At 67.3% G+C, this 25,451-nt stretch carries 19 protein-coding genes; 6 read left to right on the plus strand and 13 right to left on the minus strand.

The genetic code is table 11. From position 1 onward, the window contains the following. Window positions 1-133 precede the first annotated feature (133 nt). Together CFB46_RS18415 and CFB46_RS18420 are read right to left on the minus strand one after the other, a co-directional pair. On the minus strand, window positions 134-1,498 hold the full coding sequence (locus CFB46_RS18415; protein WP_089500764.1) for a flagellar hook-length control protein FliK: 1,365 nt from the start codon (window positions 1,496-1,498) through the stop codon (window positions 134-136). Window positions 1,499-1,590: 92 nt separating this feature from the next. After that, window positions 1,591-2,289, minus strand: a complete 699-nt coding sequence (locus CFB46_RS18420) for an MgtC/SapB family protein (RefSeq protein ID WP_089500765.1) — start codon at window positions 2,287-2,289, stop codon at window positions 1,591-1,593. Between the two features lie 113 nt (window positions 2,290-2,402). Here CFB46_RS18420 and CFB46_RS18425 point away from each other — a divergent pair, with 113 nt between their 5' ends. Next, window positions 2,403-3,512 carry an AGE family epimerase/isomerase gene (locus CFB46_RS18425; RefSeq protein WP_089500766.1) on the plus strand — a complete coding sequence of 370 codons (1,110 nt, stop codon included), beginning with the start codon at window positions 2,403-2,405 and terminating at the stop codon, window positions 3,510-3,512. Here CFB46_RS18425 and CFB46_RS18430 read toward each other — a convergent pair. Further along, window positions 3,485-5,104, minus strand: a complete 1,620-nt coding sequence (locus CFB46_RS18430; protein ID WP_089500767.1) for a methyl-accepting chemotaxis protein — start codon at window positions 5,102-5,104, stop codon at window positions 3,485-3,487. The genes CFB46_RS18425 and CFB46_RS18430 overlap by 28 nt on opposite strands. A gap of 278 nt (window positions 5,105-5,382) precedes the next feature. On the opposite strand from CFB46_RS18430, the gene CFB46_RS18435 reads away from it, so the two are divergent. Further along, window positions 5,383-5,826, plus strand: a complete 444-nt coding sequence (locus CFB46_RS18435; protein ID WP_027781667.1) for a PaaI family thioesterase — start codon at window positions 5,383-5,385, stop codon at window positions 5,824-5,826. Window positions 5,827-5,884: 58 nt separating this feature from the next. On the opposite strand, the gene CFB46_RS18440 is transcribed toward CFB46_RS18435, so the two are convergent. The 7 genes from CFB46_RS18440 to prpB form a co-directional block, all read right to left on the minus strand. Further along, entirely contained in the window at window positions 5,885-6,937 is a 1,053-nt protein-coding gene (locus CFB46_RS18440) for a CaiB/BaiF CoA transferase family protein (protein WP_089500768.1), read from the minus strand. A gap of 274 nt (window positions 6,938-7,211) precedes the next feature. After that, window positions 7,212-8,120 carry a hypothetical protein gene (locus tag CFB46_RS18445; RefSeq protein ID WP_089500769.1) on the minus strand — a complete coding sequence of 303 codons (909 nt, stop codon included), beginning with the start codon at window positions 8,118-8,120 and terminating at the stop codon, window positions 7,212-7,214. Window positions 8,121-8,286: 166 nt separating this feature from the next. Further along, a complete protein-coding gene (locus tag CFB46_RS18450) occupies window positions 8,287-8,736 on the minus strand; it encodes a LuxR family transcriptional regulator (RefSeq protein ID WP_089500770.1) in 450 nt (149 codons plus the stop codon). Between the two features lie 680 nt (window positions 8,737-9,416). After that, a complete protein-coding gene (prpF, locus tag CFB46_RS18455; protein WP_089500771.1) occupies window positions 9,417-10,607 on the minus strand; it encodes a 2-methylaconitate cis-trans isomerase PrpF in 1,191 nt (396 codons plus the stop codon). A gap of 24 nt (window positions 10,608-10,631) precedes the next feature. Next, window positions 10,632-13,226 carry a Fe/S-dependent 2-methylisocitrate dehydratase AcnD gene (gene acnD, locus CFB46_RS18460; protein ID WP_089500772.1) on the minus strand — a complete coding sequence of 865 codons (2,595 nt, stop codon included), beginning with the start codon at window positions 13,224-13,226 and terminating at the stop codon, window positions 10,632-10,634. Between the two features lie 83 nt (window positions 13,227-13,309). Further along, window positions 13,310-14,482, minus strand: coding sequence for a bifunctional 2-methylcitrate synthase/citrate synthase (gene prpC, locus CFB46_RS18465; protein WP_027781671.1), 1,173 nt, complete (start codon window positions 14,480-14,482; stop codon window positions 13,310-13,312). A gap of 40 nt (window positions 14,483-14,522) precedes the next feature. Then, window positions 14,523-15,416, minus strand: a complete 894-nt coding sequence (gene prpB / locus CFB46_RS18470) for a methylisocitrate lyase (RefSeq protein WP_027781672.1) — start codon at window positions 15,414-15,416, stop codon at window positions 14,523-14,525. 170 nt (window positions 15,417-15,586) lie between these two features. On the opposite strand from prpB, the gene prpR reads away from it, so the two are divergent. Continuing rightward, window positions 15,587-17,569, plus strand: a complete 1,983-nt coding sequence (gene prpR / locus CFB46_RS18475) for a propionate catabolism operon regulatory protein PrpR (RefSeq protein ID WP_089500773.1) — start codon at window positions 15,587-15,589, stop codon at window positions 17,567-17,569. Window positions 17,570-17,584: 15 nt separating this feature from the next. Here the strand turns inward: prpR and CFB46_RS18480 are convergent, their stop codons facing one another. Then, a complete protein-coding gene (locus CFB46_RS18480; RefSeq protein WP_227789630.1) occupies window positions 17,585-18,220 on the minus strand; it encodes a CGNR zinc finger domain-containing protein in 636 nt (211 codons plus the stop codon). A 275-nt stretch (window positions 18,221-18,495) separates the two neighbouring features. Between CFB46_RS18480 and CFB46_RS18485 the strand changes: the two genes are divergently transcribed. After that, the gene (locus CFB46_RS18485) at window positions 18,496-18,879 is read left to right on the plus strand and encodes a VOC family protein (RefSeq protein ID WP_027781675.1); all 384 of its coding nucleotides are present in this window, start codon (window positions 18,496-18,498) and stop codon (window positions 18,877-18,879) included. Between the two features lie 188 nt (window positions 18,880-19,067). Here the strand turns inward: CFB46_RS18485 and CFB46_RS18490 are convergent, their stop codons facing one another. After that, entirely contained in the window at window positions 19,068-19,916 is an 849-nt protein-coding gene (locus CFB46_RS18490) for an ureidoglycolate lyase (RefSeq protein ID WP_027781676.1), read from the minus strand. 663 nt (window positions 19,917-20,579) lie between these two features. Here CFB46_RS18490 and CFB46_RS18500 point away from each other — a divergent pair. Both CFB46_RS18500 and CFB46_RS18505 read left to right on the plus strand, forming a co-directional pair. Next, on the plus strand, window positions 20,580-21,401 hold the full coding sequence (locus tag CFB46_RS18500; protein ID WP_027781678.1) for an IclR family transcriptional regulator: 822 nt from the start codon (window positions 20,580-20,582) through the stop codon (window positions 21,399-21,401). A gap of 176 nt (window positions 21,402-21,577) precedes the next feature. After that, window positions 21,578-22,129 carry a hypothetical protein gene (locus CFB46_RS18505; RefSeq protein WP_027781679.1) on the plus strand — a complete coding sequence of 184 codons (552 nt, stop codon included), beginning with the start codon at window positions 21,578-21,580 and terminating at the stop codon, window positions 22,127-22,129. 652 nt (window positions 22,130-22,781) lie between these two features. On the opposite strand, the gene CFB46_RS18510 is transcribed toward CFB46_RS18505, so the two are convergent. Further along, window positions 22,782-25,139, minus strand: a complete 2,358-nt coding sequence (locus CFB46_RS18510) for a GNAT family N-acetyltransferase (protein ID WP_089500774.1) — start codon at window positions 25,137-25,139, stop codon at window positions 22,782-22,784. Window positions 25,140-25,451 lie beyond the last annotated feature (312 nt).

Below are 25,451 nucleotides of genomic sequence, written 5' to 3' on the forward strand. Positions count from 1 at the left end.
GCCTCCATTCTAAGGGTTTTCCCTGAACTCCGCCAGTAAGCTGCATCGGTTTGCCGCACGCGCGTGATAGCCGATCGCCGATGCGGAACCGCGATCCTTGCTCCGTCACGCTCCCAGGATAGGGTCGAAACGATTAACGAGTGCGACGAACCCGCTTCGCGACGGCCGCCTCGCGGTTCGCGTTGCGCTGAAGCCGGTCGACTTGCGACAGCAGCGCTTCGTGGTGCTCCTCGAGCGTCATCAGCGTGGCCTGCTGCGTCGACAGATCGGCCGCGAGGCGATCGATCCGTTGCTGCTTGGTGGCTACGTCCTGCTTCAGATGCGCGATCTGCCGCGTTTGCAGCACCAGCGCGACGAGCCCCGCCAGCACGACGACAGCCAGCGCGAGCAGCAAGCGGTTGACGCGGCGCATCTCGCGATCGGCCGTGCGCGTCAGGCCGTCCACGTCGGACTGCAGCACGGCGAGCCGGTCGGTCAGCGGGCTCAGGTGCGTGTCCGGATCGAAGGCTGGCGCGGCCGGTTGGGTACGCTCCGACGACGGCTTGGTCACGAACGACGCGGCGGATGCCACCGGCTGCGCAACCGGCGACGGCGAAGCGTCGGGTTGCCGGGCCGTGTCGCGGGGCTTCGCGGAAGGCGGGGCGATCGCCGGTTCGGGCGAAGGTGCCGGCTGTGCCGGCGTCAGCGGTCCCACCGGCGCGGCGAGGCCGGGCGGCGGGTTCGATTCAACCGCTTCCGGCTTCGCGTCGACGCTCGTCGCAACCGATACGGTTTGCGTCGCCGCCGCTTCGTGGGCCCCGGCAGCCGCCCGGCGCTTGCCGCCCGACGACGAGCGGCGCTCCTTCACCGCGTCGCCCGAAGATTTCCCTTCGCGGGATTTGACGACTGCCGCCTCGACGACAGGCTGCGCGACTTCGCCATCTGCCGCTTGCGATTCCGCCGCTTGCGTCACGGCGCCATCGGCGGCTTGCCGCTTCGTCTCCGCGTTCGCGGCGTCGTCACCCCCGGGCGCATCGATCCGCGTCACGCCGCCATCGCCCGCCGGCAAATCGGCTGCCTTCGCTGCAAGACCCGCCGCGGATGCGCCGTCAACGATCGCGGCCATAGCGACTTCAGGTGCCGAAACGGCCGCGATCCCCCCATCCGTCGCCACCGTACCTTCAGTTTCCGCATGCGTTGCCGCAACCGCATCCGCAGGCGGGATGAAACCGTCGAGCGTGGCTTGTCGCCCGTCGTCGGCACCGGCCGCCGCATCGGCTTCCTCGACCGCTTCATCGCGCGCCGCAACCGGCATGCGCTCGCCCGGCTCCAGCACCGGATCGCCGAACAGGTCGAGCGTCCGTTCGTCGCGCGGCCCGTCGCCGGCCGGTGCGCCGCCGGATCGTGCCGTCGCCCTTGCGGACGTGCTGCCTGCGGCAGCGGCCGAGCGCTGGCGCGAACGGGCCGACGAACGGGTGGAACGGGAACGGGAGCGTGGCGTGGAAACGGATTCGGTCATGGAAATCGGATAGCGGGGCCCGCAGGCGCGGACCCGGATGTCGAACGGAATCGGTGGTCGGCCATTGTCGCACGCCCTGCAATCGATTCACGCTATTCGTCGCCCGCGAGCCCACTCCCGCCGTCGAAACGCGTGACGCCCGGCAGCGCGCGCAGCTTGTCGCAGATCGCCTTGTATTCGAGCTCCGACACCCGCGCCAGCGCGATGCGCACCTCGTCCTGCTCGCCCGTGTCGTCGGCGCGCTGCACGATGAACTGCTTCACACGCGCACTGTCGGGACCGAGCGCCGCGTGCAGCGAATCGAACGTCAGCGTGCCGCTCGCAACCGTCAACGCAAGCTGGCGCCGCTGGCGCACCGTGAAATAACGCCGCTCCAGCGGCTTGATGCCGGCCAGGATGATCAGGATGATGATCGTCGCCGAAATCGACGCGACATAGAGCCCGCCGCCCACCGCGAGGCCGATCGCGGCGACCGACCACAGGCTCGCGGCCGTCGTCAGCCCGCGCACGATCTCGCCGCGCAGCAGAATCGAGCCCGCACCGAGGAAGCCGATGCCCGACACGACCTGCGCGGCGATCCGCGACGGATCGAGCACGACGTGGTCGCTGCTGCCGAGTACGTCGGCGAAACCGAACGCCGACACGATCATGATCAGCGTCGAGCCCACGCACACCAGCATGTGCGTGCGCAGGCCGGCCGCCCACGAGAGGCGCTCGCGCTCGAAGCCGATGACGCTGCCGAGCGCCGCCGCGAGAACGAGCCGCATCACGAGTTCCAGGTTGCTGAGCATCCGATTTCTCTCCTTTTTTGGTGCCGGCCGCGCGGAATGTTTTATCCTTGGCCCCGGCCGCGCCGATTCTCCGGGCCCGCCGACACGTTTCGATCCAAGCGCTCAACCCCGCCATGTCCGTTTCCGACTCCGCTTCCGCTCAGGCCGCCCAACTGCGCCACCATTTCGCGCACGTCGTCTTGCCGATCTGGCGGGGTTCAGGGTTCGACCCAGCCTTGCAACTGCCGTTCGAGGCCGTCGATCCGGCCACCCACGCGCCGCTGCCCGTGACCCGTTATCGCGCAATGGCGTGCGCGAGGCAACTGTTCGTGTTCGCGCAGGCCGGCGACCTCGCGCATGCGGCGACGCTGTTCGATGCGCTGTGCCGGCGCTTTCGCGACCCGCGCCACGGCGGCTGGATCTACAGCGTCGACGCGCAGGGCGCGCCGCTCGATACGACCAAGGATCTCTATACGCACGCGTTCATCGTGTTCGCGTGCGCCGCATGGCATGCGGCGTCGCGCGACGCCGCCGCGCGGACGGTGGCGGAAGAAACCGCCGCGCTGATCCAGGACCGCTTCGCGCCGCGCCAGGGCGACGCCCTGCTCGATGCCGCGCGCCACGCCGATTTCTCGTCATCCGGCAGCGGTGCGCTGCAGAATCCGCTGATGCATCTGACCGAAGCGTGGCTCGCGGCCGCCGATGCGTTCGGCGACCCGGCGTTCGACGATGCGCTCGCCCGCACCGCGCAGGCCGTCGAGCACACGTTCGTCGATGCGGCGACCGGCTGCGTGGCCGAGTTGCCGCTCGGGGCGGCCGACAACCGTTTCGAGCCCGGCCATCAATTCGAGTGGTTCTATCTGGTCGACGCGGCCGGCGCGCGGCTCGCGCAAACCGGGCTCCCCGCCGCGCTGTCGCGCGCGTTCGCGTTCGCCGAGCAATACGGCGTCGATGCGCAAACGGGCGGCGTCTGCGCGGCGCTCAACGCGCAAGGCGCATGCATCGACGGCACGCAGCGGATCTGGGCGCAGACCGAATACCTGCGCGCGCTCGCGACGCACGGCGGCACGCCGGCCTCGGCACCGCTCGCGCGGCAAATCGAGCGCTTCGCCGCGCGCTTCCTGCATCCGCGCGGCTGGTTCGAGTGCAAGACGGCGGATGGCCAGGTGTCGCGCGCCGACATGCCGTCGACGACGCCTTACCACCTCGCGACCGCCTACGCGGCGCTGCCGGCCGGCGCGTAACCCGCATCGGCGAACGACGGCGCCGCGCGTTCGCCGCGTGCGGCGCGTCCATCGCCCAGTTCGAACACCGACACCGCCTGCATCAGGTGCGCGGTCTGGTCGTTCAGTGACGCAGCGGCCGCAGCGACTTCCTCGACCAGCGCCGCGTTCTGCTGCGTGAGCTGATCCATCTGCGTGACGGCCTGGTTCACCTGCTCGATCCCGACGCTCTGCTCGACCGACGCCGCCGTGATCTCCGACATCGTCTGCACGACCCGCGTGATCGACGCCGACACCGTGCGCATCGCGTCGCCGGCGCGCTCGACGAGCTCCGCGCCGCCGTTGATCTGCGCGACCGAATCCTCGATCAGCGCCTTGATCTCCTTCGCCGATTGCGCGCTGCGCTGCGCGAGCGAGCGCACTTCGCCGGCAACCACCGCGAAGCCGCGCCCCTGTTCGCCGGCCCGCGCGGCCTCGACCGCCGCGTTCAGCGCGAGAATGTTGGTCTGGAACGCGATGCCGTCGATCACCGAGATGATTTCCGCGATCCGCCCCGAGCTATGCGCGATGCCGCGCATCCGGTCGATCACGCTGTCGACCACGCCACCGCCGTGGCTCGTCGCTTCGAGCGCCGCGTCGGCCAGCGCGCTCGCCGCACGGGCGCTGTCGGTGTTCTGCCGGACGGTCGCGGTCAGTTCCTCCATGCTCGCGGCGGTTTCCTCGAGCGAAGCAGCCTGCGTGCCCGTGCGCGCCGACAGATCGGCGTTGCCGCCGGCGATCTCGCCCGCGCCGAGATGGATCGCATCGGACGCGTGGCGCACCGTGCGCACGGTGCCCGCGATGCTCGTCTGCATCGTGGCGAGGCCGCGCAGCATCCGGTCGATCTCGAACACGCCGCCCGCCTGCACGGCTTCGTCGAGACGGCCCTGCGCGATCCGCTCGAAATGGCGGCCGGCCTGCTCCAGCGGCGCGACGACCGCACGCCGCGCGGCCGCGTAGATCGCGGCGCTCGCCGCGAGCATCGCCACCAGCAGCACGATGCCGACCGACTTGAACCACAGCATGCCGCCGTCGATGGTGTCGAGCGCCGCGCGGCTCGAGGTGCCGCCATAGTCGGTGAAGCGATGCAGCTCGGCGATGTACTTGTCCTGGAAGCCCTGGGTCGGCTGGTCGAGGAACGCCTGGATGTTGTCGGCGTCGAGAAACTGCACGAGTTCGCCCAGCGCGCCGCGCAGCGCACGATAGCGCTCGGTGAGCGCCGCGACACGCGCGCGGTTGGTATCGTCGACCGGCTGCGCGGCCGTCAGCACGGCGAACGCCTTGTCCGCTTCCGCGAGCGACGCGCCCGCATGGCGGATGATGTCCTCGGGCTTCGGGCCGCCGCGCACCATCCGCGTGCCGGCACGCGACAGGTTGATGCGCGCGTCGAGCAGTTGCTCGGTCGCCCGGCTGGCCGCGCCGACCTGCGCGATCGCGACGTTCGACAGATCGTCGACGCCGCTGCGCGTCGACGCGAGCGTCCAGAAGCCGAGCGCTTCGATCGCGAACAGGAAGAGGCAGAACACGGTCAACACGCCGAGCAGACCCGACGCGAGCTTGATTTTTCCGAACATGGGGGATTCCTGGAGAGCGGACGATGAGCGATGCCCCGGCATTAGCGGCATTTCTTCGTCGGACTTTAGGCGGATTGCCGGCAACGCAGGTCAATCGCGCGGTTCGCGCGCGCATTCGCGCCGAATCGCCCGCAAACGCGGAGATCTTGAGCATTCGACGCAATAATCGCGTCGCATCGCACCGGAATTTGCCCGAAACGCGGACGAATTTCCTTGCTTATCCGAAGCCCCCTTCCTAGAGTTCAGCGCAAGCGGGCACTCATTTCTAAGGAAGTTCAATGACCGACATCACGGACCACGCGCGCGGGGCATTGCGCGCGCAACCGTTCAGCATGCTGCTGGGCACGCAGCTGATGCATATCGGCGACAACGAAGTGTCGCTGTGTCTGCCCGTGCGCGAGGAACTGCGGCAGCAGCACGGCTTCGTGCACGGCGGCGTCATCAGCTATCTCGCGGACAACGCGCTGACGTTCGCCGGCGCGCTCGTGCTCGGCCCGCGCGTGATCACCGCCGAATACAAGATCAACTACCTGCGGCCGGCCGTGAACGGCACGCTCGTCGCCCGCGCGAAGCTCGTCTACGCGGGCCGGCACCAGGCGACGTGCCAGTGTCACGTGTTCGTCATCGACGGCGATCACGAGCGCCTCGTCGCGATCGCGCAAGGCACGATCAACCGCGTCGGCGACGGCAAGGTGCCGGACAGGCCGGAAGAAACGGCGTGAGAACGGCCCGAGCGGCCCGCGCACGATATCGCGGCCGCTTGACGCCCGCGTCGCGCCGCTAGGCCGCGTCGTCCCCCGCCAGCGGCAAAAACTGCGGCGCCACCCGCGCCCGCACGTTCCCGTGCTCATCCGTCCGATAGATCCCGCGTGCCGCGTTGTGCGGATGCACGGCCGCATCGGCCACGCTCAGCACCGGCGCGAAACACGCGTCGGTGCCTTCGAGCAGCGCGCGCCAGTGCGCGAACGGCTGCTGCGCGAACACCTCCGCGAAACGCGCCTTCAGCGCAGGCCAGTGCGCGCGGTCATACTGCGACGCGGGATCGAGGTCGGTCAGCCCGAGCCGTTCGACCAGCAACGCATAGAACGGCGGCTCGAGCGCACCGATCGTCACGCATTCGCCGTCCGCGCAGCGATACACGTCGTAGAACGGCGCGTCGTGGAACAGGCTCGGCTGCGTGCCGTCGAGCTGCCCGTTCGCGCGTGCCCACAACGCGAGCGACCCGAGCATCGAGACGATGTCGACGATCGCGCCGTCGACCACGCGCCCCGGCCCGCCGCCGCGCACGTCGAGCAACGCGCAGACGATCCCGAACGCGAGCCCGAGCGCGCCGCCCGCATCGCCGACGACGGTCGGCGGCACGCCCGGCCGGCCGTCGCGCGGCGCGGACAGCGACAGCAGCCCGGTCAGCGCGACGTAGTTCAGGTCGTGCCCGGCCGCGCCCGCGAGCGGGCCGTGCTGGCCCCAGCCCGTCATGCGTCCGTAGACGAGCTTCGGATTGCGGCGCGCGCAAGCATCGGGCCCGAGGCCGAGCCGCTCCATCACGCCGGGCCGCAGCCCCTCGATCAGCGCATCGGCCCGCGCGATCAAGTCGAGCGCGGCGTCGCGGCCGGCCGGCGCCTTCAGGTCGAGTTCGACGATCGTCTTGCCTTCGCGCAGCAGGTCGCCGTCGCGGGCCCGTAGCGCGTCCGGGGCGCTGGTGCGGCCGGCCGGGCGTGAGATCAGCGTGATGCGCGCGCCCATTCCGGCGAGCATCCAGCCCGCGAGCGGGCCGGGGCCGAGGCCTTCGAATTCGACGATGTGGATGCCGGAAAGCGGCGCGTTCAATGGCATGGCGACCTCGTGGGAATGTGATGGAAGCAGGCGGACGAGCTGTCGCCGCAGGAACGAGTGTTCGTCTGATTCGCGTATTTTGACCTGCTTTCGCGCCCCAAAGGCAACCAGCCCGAATCGGCGAAACGATGCACAAAGAGGCCGGCGAAACGACGCCGGCCCCTGCAGTCAGGATACGACCCAGGACTGGCCCTCATACACCCGGGTCGCCGTCGAAACGTCGGAGAGATCGATCTCGACGTAACGGCTGGTCACCCGTCCGATCACGGACGGGTTACGGCGTTTTCCACTGTCCCCCTTCGTAGACTCGCCCCGTCGAATTCGTATTCGTGAGGTCGATCTCGATGCTCCGCGACCGCGCCTTCGAGAAGATCGTCGACGTCTGGATGTTCTGCTCGAACCACACGAGTACTTTCTCGATCGGCGTGAACGACGCTTCTCCCGACACCATCACGTCGGGCGCGACGTAGATCGGCGTGCTGACAGCTTCGCCGTCGACGCCAGTACTCAGCTGGCAGATGCCGGGATGGATGTCGCCGTAGTCGTTCTCCATGTTGATCGCAGTCGGGTCACCGCCCGTCGAAGGCGCTCCGAACTGGCCGTACTTGTCGAGAATGATGATCTCCCCAAGGCCGATCGCGACCTTCTTGGTCGACGCCTTGACCGTGATGCCGTCCTGATACCGGTTTGTCCCGAAGATCTGGTAAATCGGTGTCCACGAGAACTCGTTGTCTTCGAGATACTCGAATGACGCGCGCCAGACGATGTTGTAGTCGGCGTCCCCGACCTTTTTCGCGAAGCACAGGTTGTAGCCGGCTTGCTTGAGCGTCGCGAAGTCCTTCTTGCCGATCCCGATGTCGACGGTCTTGGTCGCGGCCGCCAGGACGTTTTGGAACGTCTGGACGAGCGCGCCGTATTCCTCGGCCAGGAAGACCTGCGCCTGTACCTGGAATTCGGCCACGTTGCCGGTCGAACTGAGGCTCTTGCACACGACCTTCTGGCCCTGGTCGGAATGCGAGCCCTGATAGACGTAGTACGTGTTTTCGGTTCTGAGGCCGTCCTTGTTCACCCCGGTCACGGAGAATTTCTCGCCGGGCTTTTTCTTCAGTTCCCCGGTACCTTCCGTAATCACGTCCCAGCTGACGCCAACTTTCGGCCAACGGCAAATTTTCAGAATGCTCATTTTCTGATCCCCTCGAATAGCTCGCTGAAAATAAACTTCTTGCGTACGGCGAGCGACGCGCGCAAAACGGCAAGATACTTATTCACCGGTAAATGCAGTCGTTTCCAATTTCAAAACGATTGAGAAATTAATTCACCAATTCGAATGTGCAGCACATGGAGTCAGATTAGGATTCGCCCGACGAATTGGCCATGCCACATTTCGCGTATTGACCGGCGACCCAAGCCACCAGTTGACGTGTCGATTCGCAGCGGCATTTATCCAGTAAATGCTCGCGATGCTTGTCGACGGTGCGGGGACTGATTTGCAGTACGCGTGCGATCTGCTTGCTGCCGTGCCCCTGGCAAAGCAGTCGCAGCACGCGGGATTCGGCCGGACTCAGGCGGATGCCGCTCATATTGAGTCGATCCAGCCACTCGGGGCCATCAGGAAGATCGAGGCCCGGCAATGCGATGACGGATCGGACGCCGGTCTTCCGCTTGACACGGCTCACGTGGCGTCGCGTGGTATCGAGTCCGATTCCGAGGTGAACGGCAATGGCCTTGTTGCTGAATCCGCGGCACAGCAGATCCAGGACTTCTTTCTCTCGCGGCGTGAGAGCAGGATCCGAATCCATCGGCCCGGTCGTGTCATTTTCGCCGCCGGGTAGGTGTGGTCAGTTAAATACGATGCTGTCGGCCGCGGTATTTATGGTCGAAATTTCCGACAGAATTGTTGCTTATATCACAATTCGATACACCGGACTCGAATGCATATTGAGTCAAATCGAATCGACGTCGCAAATAAAACGCCAGCGTTACCGGACATCCGATTAAGGATTGGAATCGTTTTCCACGATAAAGATATTTTAAGTTCCCGGTCATTCATGACCGGAATTTCCTCTCGTATCGGATCGTCCCGGAATATCGCGGTTGCGCGAGCCGCGTCGCGCAACCGATCGAGCTGGAAGGGAGTCCGTTCAGATCGATGTCGGACCTGATGGATCCGATACCGGCGTGCAAACGGGAGGTGAGTATCAGGAACGCGCCGAGAAAGCGCGTGAATGGGATGTCGGGGCGGATCGCGCGGACTGCGAACGCGGAGCAATGTGCCGCGCCGGGCCGGCGGTGTCAACGCGTAGCGCGTGTCGATCGCAACGTGGCCTGTGCCCTCCATGCTGCATGACGGGTTCGAAGAACGCGCATTGCACGCAGGCCCCCGCATCGCGGTTGGCCCGCCCGGCTTCGCCGGTCATGGAACCGGCGAAGCGGGAAAGTCAGCTGCCGCATGCCCCTGCATCCGAGCGATGCGGATGCATCAGAACGCATCCCCCGGCACCCGCACCCAGCCTTCCATCAACACGCGCGCGCTGCGGCTCATGATCGCCTTCGTGACGGTCCACTCGCCGTTCTCGCGCCGCGCCTCCGCGCCGACGCGCAGCGTGCCCGACGGATGGCCGAAGCGCACCGCGTTGCGTTCGCCGCCGCCCGCCGCGAGATTGACGAGCGTGCCGGGGATCGCCGCGGCCGTGCCGATCGCGACCGCCGCCGTGCCCATCATCGCGTGATGCAGCTTGCCCATCGACATCGCGCGCACCAGCAGGTCGACGTCGCCCGCCTTCACGTGCTTGCCGCTCGACGCGACGTAGTCGGCCGGCTTCGCGACGAACGCGATCTTTGGCGTGTGCTGCCGCGTCGCGATTTCGTCGAGCGTGTCGATCAGGCCCATCCGCAACGCACCGTGCGCGCGGATCGTCTCGAACTTCTCGAGCGCCTTCGCGTCGCCGTTGATCGCGTCCTGCAACTCCGTGCCCGTATAGCCGATCGCTTCCGCCTCGACGAAGATCGTCGGGATGCCCGCGTTGATCATCGTCGCCTTCAGCGTGCCGACGCCCGGCACGGCCAGATCGTCGACGAGGTTGCCGGTCGGGAACATCGAGCCGCCCGCGCCTTCTTCCTCGGCGGCCGGGTCCATGAATTCGAGCTGCACCTCGGCGGCCGGGAACGTGACGCCGTCCAGTTCGAAGTCGCCCGTTTCCTGCACCGCGCCGTTCACGATCGGCACGTGCGCAACGATCGTCTTGCCGATGTTCGCCTGCCAGATCCGCACGGTCGCGACGCCGTCGCGCGGCACGCGTGCCGGATCGACGAGCCCGCCGCTGATCGCGAACGGGCCGACCGCCGCCGACAGGTTGCCGCAATTGCCGGTCCAGTCGACGAATGCCTTGTCGATCGCGACCTGACCGAACAGGTAGTCGACGTCGTGGCCCGGCCGCGTGCTCTTCGACACGATCACCGTCTTGCTGGTGGACGACGTCGCGCCGCCCATCCCATCGATCTGCTTGCCGTACGGATCGGGGCTGCCGATCACGCGCAGCAGCAGCGCGTCGCGCGCGGCGCCGAGCGCCTGCGCGGCATCCGGCAGATCCTGCAGCCGGAAGAACACGCCCTTGCTGGTGCCGCCGCGCATGTACGTGGCGGGAATCCTGATTTGAGGAATGTGAGCCATGTCTGTGTTCCCAATGTGCGCCGTTCAGGCCGCCTGCGACGATTCGAGGAAGTCCTGCGCGAAACGCTGCAGCACGCCGCCCGCCTCGTAGATCGACACTTCCTCGGCCGTATCGAGCCGGCACGTCATCGGCACCTCGACACGCTCGCCGTTCCTGCGGTGAATCACGAGCGTCAGGTCGGCGCGCGGCGTGCGCTCGCCGATCACGTCGAAGGTCTCGGTGCCGTCGATGCCGAGCGTCGTCCGGTTGGTGCCGGGCTTGAACTCGAGCGGCAGCACGCCCATCCCGATCAGATTGGTGCGGTGGATCCGCTCGAAGCCTTCGGCGGCGATCGCCTCGACGCCCGCGAGCCGCACGCCCTTCGCGGCCCAGTCGCGCGACGAGCCCTGGCCGTAGTCGGCGCCGGCCACGACGATCAGCGGCTGCTTGCGATTCATGTACGTCTCGATCGCTTCCCACATCCGCATGACCTTGCCTTCCGGCTCGACGCGCGCGAGCGAGCCCTTCTTCACCGCGCCGTCGACCACCGCCATCTCGTTGATCAGCGTCGGATTCGCGAAGGTCGCGCGCTGCGCGGTCAGGTGGTCTCCCCGGTGCGTCGCGTACGAATTGAAGTCTTCTTCCGGCAGGCCCATCTTCGCGAGGTACTCGCCGGCCGCGCTGTCCAGCAGGATCGCGTTCGACGGCGACAGGTGGTCGGTCGTGATGTTGTCGCCGAGCACCGCGAGCGGGCGCATGCCCTTCAACGTGCGCTCGCCGGCAAGCGCGCCTTCCCAGTACGGCGGACGGCGGATGTACGTACTCTGCGCGCGCCAGTCGTAGAGCGGCGCCGCGCGCTCGCCCGCGTCGGCGCTGCGCGCGAACATCGGCTCGTAGACCTTGCGGAACTGCTCGGGCTTCACGCTCGACGCGACGATCGCATCGATCTCCTCGTCGGTCGGCCAGATGTCCTTCAGCGTGACGGGCTTGCCGTCGTGGTCGTGACCGAGCACGTCCTGCTCGATGTCGAAGCGGATCGTGCCGGCGATCGCATACGCGACCACGAGCGGCGGCGATGCGAGGAACGCCTGCTTCGCATACGGATGAATGCGGCCGTCGAAGTTGCGGTTGCCGGACAGCACGGCCGTCGCGTACAGGTCGCGATCGACGATCTCCTGCTGGATCTTCGGATCGAGCGCGCCCGACATCCCGTTGCAGGTCGTGCACGCGAACGCGACGATGCCGAAGCCGAGCTTCTCGAGTTCGGGCAGCAGGTTCGCTTCTTCCAGATACAGCTCGACCGCCTTCGAGCCCGGCGCGAGCGAGCTCTTCACCCACGGCTTGCGCGTGAGGCCCTTCGCATTCGCGTTGCGCGCGAGCAAGGCCGCCGCGATCACGTTGCGCGGGTTGCTGGTGTTCGTGCAGCTCGTGATCGCGGCGATGATCACCGCGCCGTCGGGCATCTCGCCCGGCTTCTCTTCCCACCGGCCGGCGATCCCGCGCGCGGCCAGATCGGACGTCGGCAGCCGCTTGTGCGGGTTCGACGGGCCGGCCATGTTGCGCACGACGCTCGACAGGTCGAACGTCAGCGTGCGCTCGTATTGCGCGTTGGCCAGCGTATCGGCCCACAGGCCGGCCGCCTTCGCGTAGGTCTCGACGAGCTTCACCTGCTCGTCGCTGCGGCCGGTGAGGCGCAGGTAGTCGATCGTCTGGCCGTCGATGAAGAACATCGCGGCCGTCGCGCCGTATTCGGGCGCCATGTTCGAGATCGTCGCGCGATCGCCGAGCGTCAGGCTCGCCGCGCCTTCGCCGCGGAACTCCAGGTACGCGCCGACCACCTTTTCCTTGCGCAGGAACTCGGTCAGCGCGAGCACGACGTCGGTCGCGGTGATGCCGGGCTGGCGCTTGCCGGTCAGCTCGACGCCGACGATGTCCGGCAGGCGCATCCACGACGCGCGGCCGAGCATCACGTTCTCGGCTTCGAGCCCGCCGACGCCGATCGCGATCACGCCGAGCGCGTCGACGTGCGGCGTGTGGCTGTCGGTGCCGACGCAGGTGTCCGGGTACGCGACGCCGTCCTGCGCCTGGATCACCGGCGACATCTTCTCGAGATTGATCTGGTGCATGATGCCGTTGCCCGGCGGGATCACGTCGACGTTCTCGAACGCCTTCTTCGTCCACTCGATGAAGTGGAAGCGATCCTCGTTGCGGCGATCCTCGATCGCGCGGTTCTTCGCGAACGCGTCCGGATCGAAGCCGCCGCATTCGACGGCGAGCGAGTGATCGACGATCAATTGCACCGGCACGACCGGGTTCACCTTCGCCGGATCGCCGCCGCCGTCCGCGATCGCGTCGCGCAGGCCGGCGAGATCGACGAGCGCCGTCTGCCCGAGGATGTCGTGGCATACCACGCGCGCCGGGAACCACGGAAAATCGCGTTCGCGCTTGCGCTCGATGATCTGCTTCAGCGACTCGGCGAGGATCGCCGGATCGCAGCGGCGCACGAGGTTTTCGGCGAGCACGCGCGACGTGTACGGCAGCGTGTCGTAGGCGCCGGGCGCGATCGCGTCGACCGCGGCACGCGCGTCGAAATAGTCCAGCGACGTGCCGGGCAGGGGTTTGCGGTTGGCGGTATTCATGATGTGGGGCGGGAATTCGGGGGATGACGTGCCGCGCGCGCAGGCCGCCCGCATCACGGGCGCCGGTGCGCGCGGCAGGCGTTTCAGCGCTTCTCGATCGGCACGAACTGCAGGTCTTCCGGGCCCGTGTAGTTCGCGCTCGGGCGGATGATCTTGTTGTCGATGCGTTGCTCGATGATGTGCGCGCTCCAGCCCGACGTGCGCGAGATCACGAACAGCGGCGTGAACATCGCGGTCGGCACGCCCATCATGTGATACGACACCGCGCTGAACCAGTCGAGGTTCGGGAACATCTTCTTCGCGTCCCACATCACCGCTTCGAGGCGCTCGGCGATGCCGTACAGCTTCAGGTCGCCCGCTTCCTTCGACAGCTTGTGCGCGACGCCCTTGATCACCTTGTTGCGCGGATCGGAGATCGTGTAGACCGGGTGGCCGAAGCCGATCACGACTTCCTTGTTCTCGACGCGGCGGCGGATGTCGGCTTCGGCGTCGTCCGGCGAGCTGTAGCGGCTCTGGATTTCATACGCGACTTCGTTCGCGCCGCCGTGCTTCGGCCCGCGCAGCGCGCCGATCGCGCCGGTGATCGCCGAGTAGATGTCCGAGCCCGTGCCCGCGATCACGCGGCCCGTGAACGTCGACGCGTTGAATTCGTGCTCCGCGTACAGGATCAGCGACGTGTGCATCGCCTCGACCCACGACTTCGACGGCGTCTTGCCGTGCAGCAGGTGCAGGAAGTGGCCCCCGATCGAGTCGTCGTCGGTTTCCGTCTCGATGCGCTTGCCGTTGTGCGAGAAGTGATACCAGTACAGCAGCATCGAGCCGAGCGACGCCATCAGGCGATCGGCGATGTCGCGCGCGCCCGGCAGGTTGTGGTCGTCCTTTTCCGGCAGCACGGTGCCGAGCACCGACACGCCCGTGCGCATCACGTCCATCGGGTGGGCCGACGCCGGAATCTGTTCGAGTGCGGCCTTCAGTGCGCTCGGCAGGCCGCGCAGCGCGCGCAGCTTGGTCTTGTAGGCGGCCAGTTCGGTCATGTTCGGCAGCGTGCCGTGCACGAGCAGATGCGCGATTTCCTCGAATTCGCACGATTCGGCGACGTCGAGAATGTCGTAGCCGCGATAGTGCAGGTCGTTGCCGGTCTTGCCGACCGTGCACAGCGCGGTGTTGCCTGCCGTCACGCCCGACAGCGCCACCGACTTCTTCGGCTTGAATGCGCCTGCGGCGGCCGGTGCTGCTGCGTCTTTCGTCTCGCTCATGTTTTCCTTCTCCAATGGGTATCGGGGGGTGCGGGCCGCGTTACTTCTTGCCCTGCGCGAACAGTTCGTCGAGCTTGCGCTCGTATTCGTGATAGCCGAGGAAGTCGTACAGCTCGGCGCGCGTCTGCATCGTCGGCACGGCTGCCTTCTGCGTGCCGTCGCGGCGCAGCGTTTCGTAGAAGTTCAGCGCGGCCTTGTTCATCGCGCGATACGCACCGCAGCAGTACAGCGCGATGTCGACGTTCGCCTCGCGCAGCTCGTCGACCGTGAACAGCGGCGTCGAGCCGAATTCGGTCAGGTTCGCGAGGATCGGCACCTTCACGGCCGCCTTGAAGCGGCGGTAGTCGTCGAGCGTCTTCATCGCTTCCGGGAAGATCATGTCGGCGCCGGCTTCGACGTACGCGACCGCGCGCTCGATCGCCGAGTCGATCCCTTCCGCGGCGGCCGCGTCGGTACGCGCCATGATCACGAACTGATCGTCGGTACGCGCATCGACCGCGGCCTTCACGCGATCGACCATTTCCTCGATCGGCACGACTTCCTTGCCCGGGCGGTGGCCGCAGCGCTTCTGGCCGACCTGGTCCTCCAGGTGCACGGCCGCGACGCCGGCGTTGATGAACGAGCGGACCGTGCGCGCGATGTTGAATGCGCCGCCCCAGCCCGTGTCGATGTCGACCAGCAGCGGCAGGTCGGTCGCGTTGGTGATCCGGGTCGCGTCGATCAGCACGTCTTCCATCGTGCTGATGCCGAGATCGGGAATGCCGAGCGAGTTCGCGGCGACGCCGCCGCCCGACAGGTAGACGGCCTTGAAGCCGACGGCCTGCGCCATCTTGGCCGCGTACGCGGTGATCGCGCCGACCACCTGCAGCGGCTGCTCCGCCGCGACTGCCGCGCGGAATTTCGCGCCGGCGCTCTGAAGATGCGTATTGCTCATGAACGGCCTCCTGATGGAATGCCCGATAACAGCAAGGACCGGGCCAGCTCGCGAAACGCCGCTAACCCACTGATTCTTAAGCACCCGGCCCGAGCGAGGCGGCGCCGGGATATTTCAATTTAGCAATTTCATGTTTCAAAAATGAAATCGCGCGCGCATAATCGGCCGTCATGGACCTCTCTTCGACCAAGCCCGTCGGCCCGGCCGACCGCACGGTACGCCCGCGCATCTGGGCGATGGGCATCAGCCGCCTGCGCGACCTGTTTCGCGAGATCGCCGGTGAGTTCGACGAACGCGCCGACGTGCGCATCGTGACGCGCGCGTACGAGGATGCGCTCAGCGCGATCGCCGAGGCCGGCACCGCGCGGCCCGACGTGATCGTCGCGGCCGGCTCGAACGGCGGCTTCCTGAAAACGCGCGCCCAGGTGCCGGTGGTGGTCGTGTCGCCGACCGGCTTCGACGTGATGCAGGCGCTCGCCCGCGCGCGCCGCGATGCAGCGCGGATCGCACTGGTCAGCGCCGGCGAAACGCCGCCCGAAGTGCGCCGCTTCGTCGCCGCGTACGGCCTCGACGTGCAGTTTGCGTCATATCAGTCCGCGCAGGAAGCGGAAGCCTGCGTGCACGACCTGCGCGATCGCGGCATCGAGACGATCGTCGGCCCGGGCCTCGTCACCGATCTCGCGGCCGGCGCCGGCATGGGCGCGGTGTTCCTGTATTCGCATGCGTCGGTGCGCAAGGCCGTCGAGACGGCGCTCGAAGTCGCGTATGCGACGCACGCCGAGGCATTCCGCCGCCAGCGGCTCGACACGCTGCTGCAGCACCTGCGCGACGGCGTGGTCGCGCTCGACGCGCGCGGCCGCGTCGAGGCGATCAACGAACGGCTCGCGTCGGCGCTCGGGGTCGAACCGGCGGCGGCCGTCGGCCGCGCGCTCGTCGACCTGCGGCCCGAGCTGCGCACGCTGCGCGGCGAGGACGGCGACGCGCTCGCGACCGTACGCGGCGTACGCTACGTCGTGCATCGCGGGCCGCTGGTCGATCGCGGCGTCACGTCGGGCAGCGTACTGACGTTCCAGGAATCGCGCGCGGTCGAACGGCTCGATCGCGCGCTGCGTTCGCAACCGACCACGCAACAGTTCGCCGCACGCTACGCGCTCGACGACGTGGTCGGCGCATCGGCGCCGATGATGCGCGTGCGCGAGCTCGTGCGGCGCTACGCGAAATCCGACGCGACCGTGCTCGTGCTCGGCGAAAGCGGCACCGGCAAGGAAATGATCGCGCAGAGCCTGCATGCGCTGTCCGCGCGGCGCAGCTATCCGTTCGTCGCGGTCAACTGCGGTGCGTTTCCGGAAGCGCTGCTCGAGAGCGAACTGTTCGGCTATGAAGAAGGCGCGTTCACCGGCGCGCGGCGCGGCGGCAAGACCGGCCTGTTCGAGGCCGCGCACCGCGGCACGCTGTTTCTCGACGAGATCGGCGAAATGCCGCCGTCGCTGCAGAGCCGGCTGCTGCGCGTGCTGCAGGAGCGCGAGGTGATTCGCCTCGGCTCGACCGAGCCGATCCGCATCGACGTGCGCGTGATCGCCGCGACGCACCGGCCGCTGCTCGCGGCCGTCGAGGCCGGCACGTTCCGCGCGGATCTCTATTACCGGCTCAACATCCTGAACGTCGGCCTGCCACCGCTGCGCGAGCGCGCGGCCGACATTCCCGCGCTCGCGGCGACGCTGCTCGTGCAGGCCGCGCGGCGCGAGCCGCGTCTGGCCGAACGCGTGCGCGACACCGACGATGCACTGCGCGTGCTCGACGCGACGCAAGCGACGCTCGCGCGCTACCGCTGGCCCGGCAACGTGCGCGAACTGCAGAACGTGGTCGAGCGGATCGCGGTCGAGCTGGCCGAGGAAGTCGATGAAAGCGATCCGGGCGCCCCGTGCACGGCGCTCGCCCCCGGCGCGCTGCAGGTGATCGCACCCGAGCTGTTCGTCGCGCCGCCCGACGCGGCCGACGCCGATGACGCGCAAACGCTGCACGCGCGCCGCCGTCGCGCGGAAGCCGACGAGATCCGTGCGGTGCTCGACGCGTGCGGCGGCGACCGCGACCGCGCCTGCGCGATGCTCGGCATCAGCAAGACGACGCTGTGGCGGAAGTTGTCGGCGAAATAGGTTCGGGTCGCCCCGTCATTCGGCCTTGTGATAGTGGCGATACGCCTTCGCGCGATTGCCGCACGAAGACATCGAGCACCAGCGCCGGCTGCCGTTCTTGCTGTCGTCGATGAACAGCCACTGGCATGCATCGTTCGCACAACGCTTGACCTTCGCGAGCCGCGCGCCGCCGAGCAGGTCGATCGCCGACCACAGCACCGGGCTCAATAGCCCCGCGAGCGTCGCACCCGACGCGTCGATCCGCCACGCATAGCGGCCGTCGACGCGCGCCAGCGCAACGCGCGGCGACGCTTCCGCCAGAAAGCCGCCGAGCAGCGCGAGATCGGCATCCCGCGGCTCGCGCTGTTCCGCCTGTGCATTAAACAGCCGGTATAGCGCCTCGCGCAACGCGAGCGCCTGCGCGAGCATTGTCGGCTCGTCGTCCTTCTCCTTCTCTTTCTCTTCGTCGGGCACGCGACATGCGTCGGCCAACTCGCCCGGTACGCCCGCCTGTTCGCGACACCACGCCAGCAGGTCGTCCATCGTGCCGAAGGTTTCCGTCGGCGGGTCGCTGCCGCGCCAGTACAGCGTGTTCGCGAAATCGAGGCTCAGCGTGTCGGGCGGCGCCGGGATCAGGCAGTCCGTCGTGACGGAAGGTTGCATTTTTCTCATGATCCGATCGTATCTAACCACCATGCCGGTTGACAAGCACTCGAGCGATTTCTAACATAACCGGCAAGGTGGTTAAAAACAGGTTTGCCGCACCGACGCCCCTTCAATTCAAGGAGACACAGATGATCGATCGTCTTTCGTTCAACGTTATCCACACCGCCGCCGGCCGCACGTACGACGACACCACGCTCGGCGCGCTTCGCTACAAGCGGCTGGCATGGTGTCTATGAGCAGGTTTGCCGCACTGACGTCCACATCAGTTCAAGGAGCCACAGATGATCGATCACCTTTCGTTCGGCGTTGCGCACATCGGCCGCAGCCGCACCTTCTACGACAGCGCGCTCGGCGCACTCGGCTACAAGCGTCTGTATAGCGACGACGGCGCCATCGGGTACGGCACGACCGAGCCCGAGCTGTGGTTGCAGCACGCCGCTCGCCCCGTCGTCGCCGATCCCGATTCGGGGCTGCACCTGTCGTTCAAGGCCGCGTCGCCGGTCGAGGTCGACGCGTTCTACCGCGCCGCCCTTGAGCACGGCGGCAAGGACAACGGCGGGCCCGGCAAGCGCGAGCATTACGGCCCCGGCTATTACGCGGCGTTCGTCGTCGACCCCGACGGGTATCGGCTCGAAGCGCATTGCGAACTCGACAACGTCGTTTGATCCGCTTCGTCCGCACGCGGACGAGCAACAAAGGCCCGGTTCCGCATCGCGCGGAACCGGGCCCCTGATTTCGGCTACATCGTCGTTCGGTACGCGCCGCTCGCGGCGACGGTCATGCCGACGGATCGGGCAGCATGGCCGGCGCGCGGGTGGCTGCGTCCTCCAGTCGGCCCGCGCCGCTCACGCGCTCATTGCGCGTTGCGCGTGCTCTGCAACTGCTCGCCGAGCCCTTCGATCCCGAGGCGCACCATCTGGCCGGCCTTCAGGAACACCGGCGACGGCTTGATGCCCATGCCGACACCCGGCGGCGTACCGGTCGTGATCACGTCGCCCGGCTGCAGCGTCATGCAGGTCGACAGATACGCGATCAGTTGCGCGACCGTGAACACCATCGTGCGCGTGTTGCCGCTCTGATAACGGTGGCCGTCGATTTCGAGCCACAGGTCGAGACGCTGCGGATCGGGTACTTCGTCGCGCGTGACGAGCCACGGGCCGAGCGGGCCGAACGTGTCGAAGCCCTTGCCCTTGTCCCACTGGCCGCCGCGCTCGATCTGCCATTCGCGCTCGGACACGTCGTTGACGACGCAGTAGCCCGCGACGTAATCGAGCGCGCGCGCCTCGTCGACGTCCTTGCACTTCGCGCCGATCACGACACCCAGCTCCACTTCCCAATCGGTCTTGACCGACCCCTTCGGGATGTCGATGCCGTCGTTCGGGCCGCAGATCGAACTCGTCCACTTGCCGAACACGACCGGCTCCTTCGGCACCGCCATGCCGGCTTCGGCTGCGTGGTCGGCGTAGTTCAGGCCGATGCCGATGAACTTGCCGACCTGACCGACGCACGCGCCGATGCGCGGCTCACCGGACACGAGCGGCAGCGTGGCCGGATCGATGGCGCGCAGCCGCGCGAGACCCGCGTCGGACAGCACCTCACCGGCAAGATCCTGCACATGCGCGGACAAGTCGCGAATCCGGCCGGCCGCGTCGAGGACGCCGGGCTTTTCCTGGCCGGACGGGCCATAGCGAAGCAGTTTCATCGTGCTTAACCTCTGTTGTCGAATGGGACAGGATACCGGCCGCCGCGGCCTTTCGCGGCCGCGCGCCGGACGGGTTGTCGATCGTCGAGTGCACGCGTCGGCGCCGCATGCGGCATGCCGTCGACGCGCGAGAGTCGCGCGGGCGCAGCGATCGCGGCGCCGTACGACGGTACGGCGCGCATCGAACGGGCGGCCGCCGGTCTGCGCATCGGCGACGACGGCCCGGCATCCGCGACGCGTGCCGGGCCATGCCGGCCGGCTGCACGCGCGGCCGCGCCGTCGCTGGCCCGCAAGCCTTTGTACCATCGGCCGCGCGCCGTGAAATGACGCGCGACGGATACCGACTATTGGTGCGCCTGCCGACACTGCGGCGCAGCATGCGCGGCCCCACCGTCGATCGATCGGCCGTCATGCGCGGCCGCGCCTGCCATCGGTACATGAATACTGGCTATTCGGGGTGCCCCTGTCATCGAAAACGTTTGCTTATCCGTTCTTGTTCGGTAACGATCGGTAAAAAGACGCTGCATTGCACACTGGATGTTTATTGCTAAGCTCGTACGGATGGCTTTCATAGCCATACGCGGAGCCGCCCTATACGCGTGCAGAACCGGCCAGCGTGCGTCGCCAACCGATCGACGGCAATCCCCCAACCTCACACCGACAATGCAGACAACCAACGACCCGCTTCCCGGCAGCGACGCACGGGAATCGATGGCCGCTATCGACCGCTATCGCGCACCCGCGCTCGACAAGGGCCTCGACATCCTCGAACTCCTGTCCGAGCAGAAGGAAGGACTCACCCGTACCGAAATCACGAAGGAACTCGGCCGTAACGCGAGCGAAATCTACCGGATGCTCGAACGCCTCGTCGCGCGCCGCTACGTGATGCGTTCGACCGGCGGCGACCGCTACACGCTCAGCCTCAAGCTGTTCGCGCTTGCGCACCGGCATCCGCCGATGAACCGGCTGATCGCCGAGGCACTGCCGCCGATGCAGCGCTTCGCCGATGCCGCCGAGCAGTCGTGTCACCTGTCCGTCTACGATCGCGGCAACCTGCTCGTGATCGCGCAGGTGGACGGGCCCGGCCCGTGGGGCGTGTCGGTCCGGCTCGGCTCGCGCGTCGGCCTCGCCGATACGGCGTCGGGGCGCATGATGTTGGCGTTCCAGGGCGCCGAGCAACGCGCGCACATGCTGGCCGAGCACCACAAGGTCAGGGGCGAGGCGCCGCTGAACGAGCAGGAGCTCGCGAATGCGTGTCAGTCCATCCGGCAGTCCGGCTATCTGCGCCAGGACAGCCGGCAAGCGTACGGCGTGACCGACCTGACCGTGCCGATCCTCGGGCCGGCCGGCCACGCGATCGCGGTGCTGACGTGCCCGTACATGCGCCGGATCGATGCGCACATGGCGCCGTCCGTCGACGGGGTCGTCGGCGCACTGCGCGACACGGCCGCCCATCTGTCGATGTGCCGCACCGAGACCTGCTGACGCGCGGGTTACCCGGCAAAGTGCAGCGGGCACGGCACAGCGGCGCCGGCGCCGGGTGTATGCGACGCCCGTGCGGTGCCCGATGCGCGATGCCGCATCGGGCACCCGCGGCGCTACGCTAGAATAGCGGCCCTCTCAAAAACTACGGCGGCCGGTTGTCGCGGCCGTCGTGTCCGATGGATGTCATGGCCAAACTTCTGAACGATCAAGAATTCCAGCGTTTCTCCGAACTTCAGCAGAAGCAGGCAAGCTTCACGATCACGCCCGAGGAAGCGGACGAGTTGCGCGATATCGTCGCGCGCGCGCAGAAAAAGCGCGACGATCGTGCCGCCGCCATGCAGGCGATCGAAAACTACATCGAGCAGTTCGACATCACGCCTGACGAACTCTTCTCGCCCGAGCAGATCGGCGACGCGGCCCGCACCTACGGGCTCATCACGGCGACCAAGAAGGAACGTACACTGCCGCCGTCAATCACGTTCAACGGCAAGCCGTACCAGTGGACCAAGACGCTTCCGGACGACGTGCGAGGCGCACTGTTCGACGCGTTCACGTCCGGCGAGTCGGTCAAGCGCTTCATCGCGATGCCGAAAGACACCGCGCGCTGTGCGCTCACGATCGCCCGCCTCGAGCGCGAAACCGGTGCGATCTATGCCGATTCGCACCTCGAGGAACTCGCGATTTCGCGCGACCAGGTGAACGACGCGGCATCGAAACTCGCTGCGTGAATGTAATCGCGGGCACGGTTCCTGCGTGCCCGCACCCGCGCGTCACGCCGGCATGGGCCGGCGCGGCGCCCCTGGGAGCCATGCGTTCGCATGCTCCCGAAAAAGCTCACCTCGGCATCCCGCAAGCGCTCACCACGGTCTCCCGAAAAGCCTCACCCAAGGTTCCCGGAGACGATCACAGAGGTCTCCCGAACGTCCTCACCAATCGCTCCCGGAAGTGCTCACCGAGGCCTCCCGGAAAGGCTCACCGGCCTCTCCCGCAGGTGCTCACCAACCGTTCCCGGGAAAGCTCACCGAACGCTCCCGTATCGGCTCACCACGCTGTCCCGAAAAAGCTCACTCGCCGCTCCCGAAAAGTCTCACCTTGGTGACGGCTCTGTAAATGCGAGGCCGGAATACGGTAGCGAATGCCTGCACGGACATCGATTGAAACGGCTGCGGCGGACGAATATCGCAGCACGGCGTGAGCATCGCCGGACGCCATTCGTGCGTTACGGTATCGCTTCGAATGACAGGTCCGATACGTTGACAGACGTCTTGCTTCGAGACAGGCTCGAACGCTTTGCATTCCTTATTTAGCATCCGACATGGCGAAACGTTCGGACGCATCGACACCACGCGCTGCCCCAAGCGCCAGACCTGAAACCGACGCCTACGGCTGCAACTTCATCCTGAAACCCACGACGCCGGGCTCCTCCGTCGTCGACACCGCAAACCCGCACGATTTCGCGAGCGAGATCATCGCCGAATTCTCGCGCAGCGCCTCGCCGACCATCCAGGCGGTGCCACGCGAGCGCGCGTAGTCGATGATGCGGGTCATCATCAGCCGGCCAAGCCCCTTGCCCTTTTGATCGGGCCGTACCGCGATCGCGAACTCCGCCGTCTCGTTGTCGGGATCGGCGACCGCACGCGCGACCGCGAGCGTGTGGTCGCGCCCCGACACATCGGTGAACGACACGATGAAAGCCATCTCACGGTCGTAGTCGATCTGCGTCATGCGCGCCACCTGCGAATGGTCGAAGCTGCGCACCGCGCCGAAGAAACGCATCCGCAGATCTTCCGGCGTCATCGCACCGAGCAGTTCGTTGTGTGCGGCCTCGTCTTCCGGACGGATCGGACGGATCGTCACCGTCTCGCCACGCCACTCGAGCGTCTGCTCGAGGTGCCGCGGATACGGCATGATCGCGAGCCGGCTGCGCCCCGTAGCCAGCGTGATGCGCGGCGCGACCACCCATGCGCGGTCGGACAGCACGCGCAGCGTGACCGACATCGCGACGACTTCGCGCACGTCGCAGACGACCTGCGATAGTGCCGTCAGCGCGTCGAGCGTCGGCTCGACGGGCGTCCTGCGCGCATACGGCGAGCGCTCCATCACCGCGCGGGCGAGCACAGTGTTCAGCGGCGGCAGGCCGTAGACGACGAACGGCGCCGATACGCCATCGGCCGGCGGCACGGCATAGCGAAACACCGGACCGAAATTCGAATCGTCGTACATGTCGACCGTGATGTCGACGACCTTCTTGCCGGCCGGTTCGTTGGGCTGCTCGCCCTGCAGACCGAAACGGGACAACCAGCGCAGCGCGGCTTCGCCGGTCAGTTCATGCTGACCGGCTTCGACCATGCGGCGTGCGTCGGCCTGGGCGGACGCCACGCGCTCGGCCGGCTGCAGCGGCGTGCCCTCCGGCGTCTGCATCAGCAACTGGCGCCCGAGGTTGTAGTCGACGAGACGCGCATACGCGCGTGCGAGCCGCTGCGGCGTCGTGTGCACCGGGATGCCGTTCGCGTGCAGCGCATCGCGCGTCGCCGCGTCGACCGCCCCGAAGAAACACGCGAGGATGCCGCGATGCGCATACTGCCGCGAGTCGATCAGCGTGCGCGCGACCGAATCGGCCGGCGCGCTGTGCGAAGTGGAATGAACGACGAACAGCGTGCCCGTCTGCGGAAAAAGGGCGAGCGCCTTGATTGCCGCGGCAAAGTACTCGGGGCACGCATCGTCGCCCAGCGTAAGCGGATTGGCTGGCGCCTCGAGATGCGGCAACGCGGCCGCGACGGCCGATGTTGCCGCGGGCGACCAGTCGGTCAGCACGTCGCGCACTTCGGCCACCGCATCGACCGCGAGTTTCGCCACGCCCGCATCGCTCGTCACGAGCGTCGCCGCCCCCCGTGCGGTGACGCGGCCGACGCCGAGCGTCTCGATTTCGTCGAGCAGATCGTCGAGCGCATCGACGCGCACCATGCCCGCGCGCTGGAACGCCGCCGTGTAGAGCGCGTCGCCGGGATCGGCGCGGCCGGTGCGCAGCGCGAGCACCGGCTTGTTGCGGGCGGCCGCGCGCGCCGCCGACATGAACTTGCGCGCCGCGCGCACGGTATCGAGTTCGAGCAGGATCGCGCGCGTGCCGGGATCGCTTGCCAGATAGTCGAGGACGTCGCCCGCATCGACATCGGATTCGCTGCCGAGCGCGACGACATGCGAAAAGCCGAGGCCCCGCGCATCGGCCCAGCCAAGCACCGCGTTCGTCAATGCATTCGATTGCGACACCCATGCGACGCCGCCCGACCGCGCCGTATATGCAGGCGCGCCGAAATGCGCATGCCGCGCGGGCGACAGCACGCCGAGACTGCGGGGCCCGACGATACGGAGCACGAATGGCTTCGCCGCCTTCAGCGTGCGATCGACCGCGGCGCGATCGGCATCGGTACGGGCCTCGCCGACGATCACCGCGACACGCGTGCCCAGCTCACCGAGCTTGCGCACGATGCCGGCCCAGGTCGCGGGCGGCGTGCAGATCACGGCAACCGACGGCGGCGCGGGCAGCCGGTCGACATCGGAGACGACCGTATGCCCGTCCAGCTCGCGATATTTCGGATTGACCGGCCACACGGGCCCCTGGAACGCACCGTCGAGCACACGCGACCACACCATCGCGCCGATACTGCCCGCGCGCGACGACGCGCCGACGACCGCAACGGACTTGGGCTGGAACAACGCATCGAGATGGCGAACGGTCACATCGGCTCCCTGCGGTGACGAAAGACGACACGATCGGCATGCGGCCACGCAGGCCGTGCGCCGATCGACGCGAACCCCAAGCATAGGCGAAGCGCCTGCGACTGCCTATATGCCGAACGGCCGACTGTTCGACGAGCGTCAATGCTCGCACCATGGACTGCAACCCACGCGGCCAGGCATCGCCGCGCCGCTCGCATGATGCACGCAACGCGGCACGACGCTGCAGCCGCTTTCTCAAAGGTGAGGATTTACAGGAGCCATGGTGAGTATCTTCGGGAATCGCACGGCACGCCGCGCAAACACGCGAAAGGT

It is taken from the genome of Burkholderia sp. HI2761 (assembly GCF_002223355.1).
GTDB lineage: Bacteria > Pseudomonadota > Gammaproteobacteria > Burkholderiales > Burkholderiaceae > Burkholderia.

What these genes read in the sequence shown, in the direction of transcription:
- CFB46_RS18415 (WP_089500764.1), bottom strand. Translation starts at nt 1,498, where the DNA reads ATGACCGAATCCGTTTCCACGCCACGCTCCCGTTCCCGTTCCACCCGT.
- CFB46_RS18420 (WP_089500765.1), bottom strand. Translation starts at nt 2,289, where the DNA reads ATGCTCAGCAACCTGGAACTCGTGATGCGGCTCGTTCTCGCGGCGGCG.
- CFB46_RS18425 (WP_089500766.1), top strand. Translation starts at nt 2,403, where the DNA reads ATGTCCGTTTCCGACTCCGCTTCCGCTCAGGCCGCCCAACTGCGCCAC.
- CFB46_RS18430 (WP_089500767.1), bottom strand. Translation starts at nt 5,104, where the DNA reads ATGTTCGGAAAAATCAAGCTCGCGTCGGGTCTGCTCGGCGTGTTGACC.
- CFB46_RS18435 (WP_027781667.1), top strand. Translation starts at nt 5,383, where the DNA reads ATGACCGACATCACGGACCACGCGCGCGGGGCATTGCGCGCGCAACCG.
- CFB46_RS18440 (WP_089500768.1), bottom strand. Translation starts at nt 6,937, where the DNA reads ATGCCATTGAACGCGCCGCTTTCCGGCATCCACATCGTCGAATTCGAA.
- CFB46_RS18445 (WP_089500769.1), bottom strand. Translation starts at nt 8,120, where the DNA reads ATGAGCATTCTGAAAATTTGCCGTTGGCCGAAAGTTGGCGTCAGCTGG.
- CFB46_RS18450 (WP_089500770.1), bottom strand. Translation starts at nt 8,736, where the DNA reads ATGGATTCGGATCCTGCTCTCACGCCGCGAGAGAAAGAAGTCCTGGAT.
- prpF (WP_089500771.1), bottom strand. Translation starts at nt 10,607, where the DNA reads ATGGCTCACATTCCTCAAATCAGGATTCCCGCCACGTACATGCGCGGC.
- acnD (WP_089500772.1), bottom strand. Translation starts at nt 13,226, where the DNA reads ATGAATACCGCCAACCGCAAACCCCTGCCCGGCACGTCGCTGGACTAT.
- prpC (WP_027781671.1), bottom strand. Translation starts at nt 14,482, where the DNA reads ATGAGCGAGACGAAAGACGCAGCAGCACCGGCCGCCGCAGGCGCATTC.
- prpB (WP_027781672.1), bottom strand. Translation starts at nt 15,416, where the DNA reads ATGAGCAATACGCATCTTCAGAGCGCCGGCGCGAAATTCCGCGCGGCA.
- prpR (WP_089500773.1), top strand. Translation starts at nt 15,587, where the DNA reads ATGGACCTCTCTTCGACCAAGCCCGTCGGCCCGGCCGACCGCACGGTA.
- CFB46_RS18480 (WP_227789630.1), bottom strand. Translation starts at nt 18,220, where the DNA reads ATGAGAAAAATGCAACCTTCCGTCACGACGGACTGCCTGATCCCGGCG.
- CFB46_RS18485 (WP_027781675.1), top strand. Translation starts at nt 18,496, where the DNA reads ATGATCGATCACCTTTCGTTCGGCGTTGCGCACATCGGCCGCAGCCGC.
- CFB46_RS18490 (WP_027781676.1), bottom strand. Translation starts at nt 19,916, where the DNA reads ATGAAACTGCTTCGCTATGGCCCGTCCGGCCAGGAAAAGCCCGGCGTC.
- CFB46_RS18500 (WP_027781678.1), top strand. Translation starts at nt 20,580, where the DNA reads ATGCAGACAACCAACGACCCGCTTCCCGGCAGCGACGCACGGGAATCG.
- CFB46_RS18505 (WP_027781679.1), top strand. Translation starts at nt 21,578, where the DNA reads ATGGATGTCATGGCCAAACTTCTGAACGATCAAGAATTCCAGCGTTTC.